This is a genomic window from Chloroflexota bacterium, from assembly GCA_018648225.1.
In the GTDB taxonomy this organism is placed as follows: Bacteria; Chloroflexota; Anaerolineae; order Anaerolineales; family UBA11858; genus NIOZ-UU35.
Window position 1 is genome coordinate 1 of the sequence record JABGRQ010000072.1, and the last position, 5335, is coordinate 5335.

Genomic DNA, 5335 nt, shown 5'->3' on the forward strand with positions numbered 1-5335 from the left:
CGATATGGCGCGAGCAACGAATGCGCTCGATCATGCGTTCAATCACCGGTTTCCCCAAAACCGGCATCTTCCCTTTGCCCGGCAAGCGACTGGAGCCGAGACGGATGGCAATCAGGGCAATAGTTTTCATTTTAGTTCTTCTCCTAGAGCGCCAAATTTGCCAAGATATTCATCGCGCAGCACTCCATACTCAATGATATCAATATATTGACTATTCTTGAAGGCCGCCTGACGACGGCGGCCTTCTTCCTGCATTCCCACCGAGATTGCCAATTTACGCATAGCGTGATTCGTTTCGAAGGTGCCACAGAACACCCGGTTCAGATTAAGCGTAAAAAAGGCATGTCCCAAGAGGAGGTGAGCGACTTGCTTCGAATAACCCTTCCCCCAACAATCTTTTTCTCCAATTACAATTGCAAATTCAGCACTACGTGTGACAGCGTTAATTTTTTTTAGATTGACATTTCCTATATGTCGCTGATCACTTTTTTGTACTATGGCCAGAATCAATTCCATTTCAAATTTCTGCGCATATTGGATATACTCCAGCGCCGCTTTTCTTGAATAGGGGTATTGATGATGGGCGTTGCCGCGACACACTTCTGCATCGTTAAACCAGGATGCATACGGCCCATCAGCATCTTCAGGCATTAATGGCCGCAGATAAATATCGCTCGATTCGAGAAACGGGGTTGGCATAATAATCACTCCGATAGGTTTAAATCAACAAGATCACAAATCCGATCAACCGCGCGTCCGCTCTGCCAGATTTCCGGTAAAACAGGCAGACTAGCGTCATCGCCTGCCAGCATTGAACGGAGGGTTTCTTGCAGACCAGGACGATCTCTCAGCGTTTTGCTCAAACCCATTCTGCTGGTGACAAGAGCATCCTGCCCCACCAGATCTGGCTGATAACTGAGCACCTTTCTTCCCAGCAGTAACCCTTGCACCAAAACAATTGAGGTCATCCCAATGACCAATTCGGCGGCTTGTACTAAAGCCTCGGTGGAACTCTCGGTCGATACAATTGCGGAGGATGCATTTCCTTCGAACAGAGGCATAAATTTTGTGTGATTTTCTTTGGGATGCGGCTTTACGAGAAGAAAGGGCCGCGGAGATAGCGCGGAGACTGCCTTCATAATATCTTTTAACACGTCAACCTCAGTGTATCCACGATAAGCTGGGGTATTTGGCGGATACATGGCTTCGATAGGCTGGGAAATAAATACGATCAACGGAATTTCAGGGAATAACCCATAACGTCGTCTGATTAAGATTTGACTCTGTCTTGCCTCGGGCGAATGACCCCAACGAAACAGTTCGTCCAAAGCGGGCTGCCCTGTTATGCACAATATTTCTTGCGGAAAACCCAGTGCATACATTTCTTGTGCTGCAAAATCATCGATCACAGCAATGGTGTCTGGTAAAACCGACAGGGATAATCTAGTCTCACCGGGTTCAAGAAAACGTTGGATATAATTCGTCCACGAATCCAGCACAGTGAGACAGGGTATCCCGCGCTGGTGTGCTGTTCGAATAAAGGCTCTTTCAACCGAAGCCTTGCCACTGGTCGCTGTCAACAACAAATCTGGAGCGTACTTATTTAGTTGCGCAAAAGCCCACTCGCAGAGCTGAGCAAAAGATAGCTCACCTGGCTTGTAATTCTCAATAGAAATTCCGACTCCATCGAAAAATGATACGCGGTTCCGCACCAGAGTGACTAGTATAGTGTCAGAACGCTTGCCTAAAGCCAGTAAGACCGGCTTCAACGCTGCAGCCCCTCCAGGATCGTGCGCTACAGCAAGAATGGTGTTCATATGTTAAATCTGATGATCGACACCGCTGGCAACCAGTTCGTTACTATGAGCTAAAACTTTTTCAAATACAGCCACTACCTGATCCAAATGCGCTTCACTTAGCGGCCAGCGGCAAAATTTCCCGTGGATAATCTCGTCCGCATGTACGCGTTCCACAACCGGGCAAAGGCCTTTGGGGTATTCAATTACAGCATCGTAAAATTCAGATTCGAAAGGGTACTGGTTCTTACTATAAGCAATCTTTTGTTGGTAAATTGGCTCCCAATATATTGGCCGCACATACCCTTGATGTAAATCAATACCTTCGGCACAAACTGCCTTGACGAAGGCATCGCGCGGAATACCAGTAACTTCAGCATCATAGCGCATGACGTAGAAGTAATATACATGTTTATCATGGGTATGCACAAGCTTCTGGGGTGTGATGCCCGAAAATGCTGCCATCTTTTCGTCCAGGTATCCTGCCAAACGGATGCGCCAATCCGTCAGGAAATCGAGTTTCTTGAGTTGCTCCATTGCAACCGCGGCCTCTAATTCGGTCATGCGTGTATTCCCGCCAAACGTATTCGCAATTCGTTTTACTTCCAGATCGTCAACAATCACTTCTCCATGATTGCGAATCAGCCGCAGGCGCAGTGCGAGATCATCGTCGTTCGTCACCATAACGCCGCCCTCGCCCGAATGAATTGTCTTATGATAATTCAAACTGAACCCGCCAATATGCCCAAAGGAGCCAACAAAATTCCCTTTGTGTTTCCCTGCTGGGGCCTGGGCACAATCTTCAATCACCATTAGATTGTACTGCGCAGCGATCTCCATGATCGCATCCATATCTGCCGGGTAGCCAAAAATGTGTACAATCACTATGGCCTTAGTGCGCGGCGTAATGCGCTCAGCGATAGACTTGGGATCCAGGCAATAGGTATTGGGGTCGATATCAGCGAAAACAGGCACGGCACCATAAGGGATAGCACACGTAGCCGAAGCCGACATCGTGAAGGGCGAAACAATAACTTCGTCTCCGGGCCCAACACCCACCGCACCTACGGCAGCAAACAACCCCGAGGTCAGCGAGTTAAAACTAATGGCATATTTCATTCCATAAAATGCGGCCCAATCTTTTTCCAATTGGCGCACCATGGGGCCACCCACGAAATCATCTCCGGCGGTCGCACGAAATCCTGACAGCACTCCCGAATCAAGCACCTGAAGTACAGATTTTTTTTCTTCTTCGCCAATTGTATTTGTTTCCGGCCAAGATTGATGTACGAGCGGTGCCCCTCCGAATAATGCGAGCTGTGATTTATTCATATTTTGATCCCTAGCCACCTGACAGTTTGAGATTATCGATAAGGAATGAGCGAAATCTGAAGAGGGAGATCATTAGTCAAATGGCGTTCAACCATATTTCTGCCAATACGAAAAATGCTGTAATCGCGCCGGTCATTGCGATCAACCAAACGTCGTCGTCCGGATTTTATTGTGTGCGAGCCAAAAGCGAGTAACCAAACATACAACAAAACCACAGCCAAAGTCAATCGAGACAGGCGTAAGAAATGTCGCAAATGAGTATTTTCGAGATCAAAGCCATTACCTTTGAAATCGCCAAACATTTCTTCAATGGTCTGATCACAAATGACAAATTCTGCCTGACAAGAAGGGGACAACTGCAACTGACATGGTGGCGCCGTCCACTGCGATTGCGGAAATAAGAACTTGGGATACGCTTCTCCTAAACGACAAAGAATATTTAGGAGAAGGTATGAAAAAAGAATGGCAAGTTCGTCGCACAGTCGTAGAATATTCTGATGGACAACGTCGCTGGGATTACACCTATCAGTTTCTTCTGCGCTGGATGATGGAACCAGCCGTGGGCCAGCAACCCACGGGAAACCCCAGTCAGGAGAATGACCATGAAGATCGCCCTCTATGCCCGAGTATCAACCAACCGTCAAATGCAAAGTCAAAGCATTGAACAACAGATTGAGCGTCTGCAAGAAGCCGTAGCCCAGCATTCTGAATGGGAGTTGGCCCCGGAGCATATTTACCGGGATGATGGGTATACCGGTGCCAAGCTCAATCGCCCAGGGTTGGATCGGTTGCGAGATGCTACCAGCATGGCGGCTTTCGAGTTGGTTTTGGTGACCGCACCGGATCGCCTGGCTCGAAAATACGTTCATCAGGTTTTGTTGATCGAAGAATTGAACAACTTGGGTTGTGACATCCAGTTTCTGGAACGCCCGATGAAAGATGATGATCCCCATGATCAACTCTTGCTGCAAATCCGTGGGGCTGTGGCTGAGTATGAGCGCAACCTGATCGCCGATCGGATGCGGCGCGGGCGGCAGGCGAAACTGCGAGCTGGGACTCTGTTGCCGTGGACACGAGCGCCTTATGGATATATTTTGGATCCGGAACGACCCCGTGATCCTAGTCGAGTGCGCATTGATCCTGTCAAAGCCAACATGGTTCAGCAAATCTTTGCCTGGTATACTGACCCAGAAACACCTGTCTCGCTGCACTGGGTTGTCAAACAACTGAATGAACAACAAATCCCTGCACCGAGAAGCGGAAAACGCTGGAACCCATCCACTATTCGGGGTATTTTGCGCTCGCCAACCTATATTGGCACAGCCTACAGCGGGCGCACCCGTCCAGTTCCTGCACGACAGCGCAAATCGGCCTTGTTGCCGGTGGGACGGGGTGAAAGCACCCAACCGACACCACCGGAGGAGTGGATTGAAGTTGCTGTGCCAGCCATCATCAAACCAGAAATATTTGAAGCTGCACAGGCTCGTTTGGAGAAAAACCAAAATATGGCACGTCGCAATAATAAGAGCCACGATTACCTTCTCCGGGGTTTGGTCAGTTGCGGGCAATGTCGTTTGTCGTCTACTGGCCGTTCTCAAGGGAAATACCACTATTACAAATGCCGGGGAAGAACTGATGTTCATCGAGCCGCCAAGGGCGAACGTTGCATCGCTCGTTATGTGCCTTCCCAGGCATTGGATGAACTCGTCTGGCAGGATCTCTGCTGTATTGTAGCCAGCCCAGACTTGATTACCCACGAACTGGAACGCGCCCAGGCTGGGGAATGGTTGCCGCAAGCCCTACAAGCGAAACGCAATACTGTCCGTCAAGCCCTGGCGCGCCTGGAACGTCAACAAGAACGCCTCCTAGAAGTGTATCTGGCCGAAATCATCATGCGAGACGAATTTGAGCGAAAGCGCCAGGAACTGGTTCGAACCCAAAATGGTCTCAAGCAACAATTGAGGCAGCTGGAACATAAAGCCAAAAAGCAAATTGAGACCCTGGCACTGGCAAACAACATCCAGGAGTTTTGCCAACGTATCCAACCAACCTTGGATAATTTGAATTTTGAACAGCGTAGGCAACTGGTAGAATTGCTTATTGATCGAGTGATCGTAGATGACGAAAAAGTTGAAATCCGCTATGTCATCCCAACCAGCCCCAATGGTGAAAACACACGCTTTTGTCATTTGCGTACAGACTATCTC

Annotated in this window: 4 protein-coding genes; 1 reads left to right on the forward strand and 3 read right to left on the reverse strand. The window is 48.8% G+C overall.

From position 1 onward, the window contains the following. Positions 1 to 126 precede the first annotated feature (126 nt). From HN413_05585 to HN413_05595, 3 genes are read right to left on the reverse strand one after another with little or no spacing between them, the layout of a single operon-like run. Positions 127 to 699, reverse strand: coding sequence for a GNAT family N-acetyltransferase (locus tag HN413_05585; GenBank protein MBT3389864.1), 573 nt, complete (start codon positions 697 to 699; stop codon positions 127 to 129). Positions 700 to 704: 5 nt separating this feature from the next. After that, on the reverse strand, positions 705 to 1817 hold the full coding sequence (locus HN413_05590) for a hypothetical protein (protein ID MBT3389865.1): 1113 nt from the start codon (positions 1815 to 1817) through the stop codon (positions 705 to 707). Positions 1818 to 1820: 3 nt separating this feature from the next. Beyond that, on the reverse strand, positions 1821 to 3128 hold the full coding sequence (locus tag HN413_05595; GenBank protein MBT3389866.1) for a DegT/DnrJ/EryC1/StrS family aminotransferase: 1308 nt from the start codon (positions 3126 to 3128) through the stop codon (positions 1821 to 1823). Positions 3129 to 3730: 602 nt separating this feature from the next. Here HN413_05595 and HN413_05600 point away from each other — a divergent pair. Further along, a partial coding sequence (locus tag HN413_05600; GenBank protein ID MBT3389867.1) for a recombinase family protein occupies positions 3731 to 5335 on the forward strand: 1605 nt, incomplete at its 3' end.

Excerpts from the sequence above, each read along its gene's own strand:
- HN413_05585 (MBT3389864.1), bottom strand. The coding sequence starts at position 699 with ATGCCAACCCCGTTTCTCGAATCGAGCGATATTTATCTGCGGCCATTA.
- HN413_05590 (MBT3389865.1), bottom strand. The coding sequence starts at position 1,817 with ATGAACACCATTCTTGCTGTAGCGCACGATCCTGGAGGGGCTGCAGCG.
- HN413_05595 (MBT3389866.1), bottom strand. The coding sequence starts at position 3,128 with ATGAATAAATCACAGCTCGCATTATTCGGAGGGGCACCGCTCGTACAT.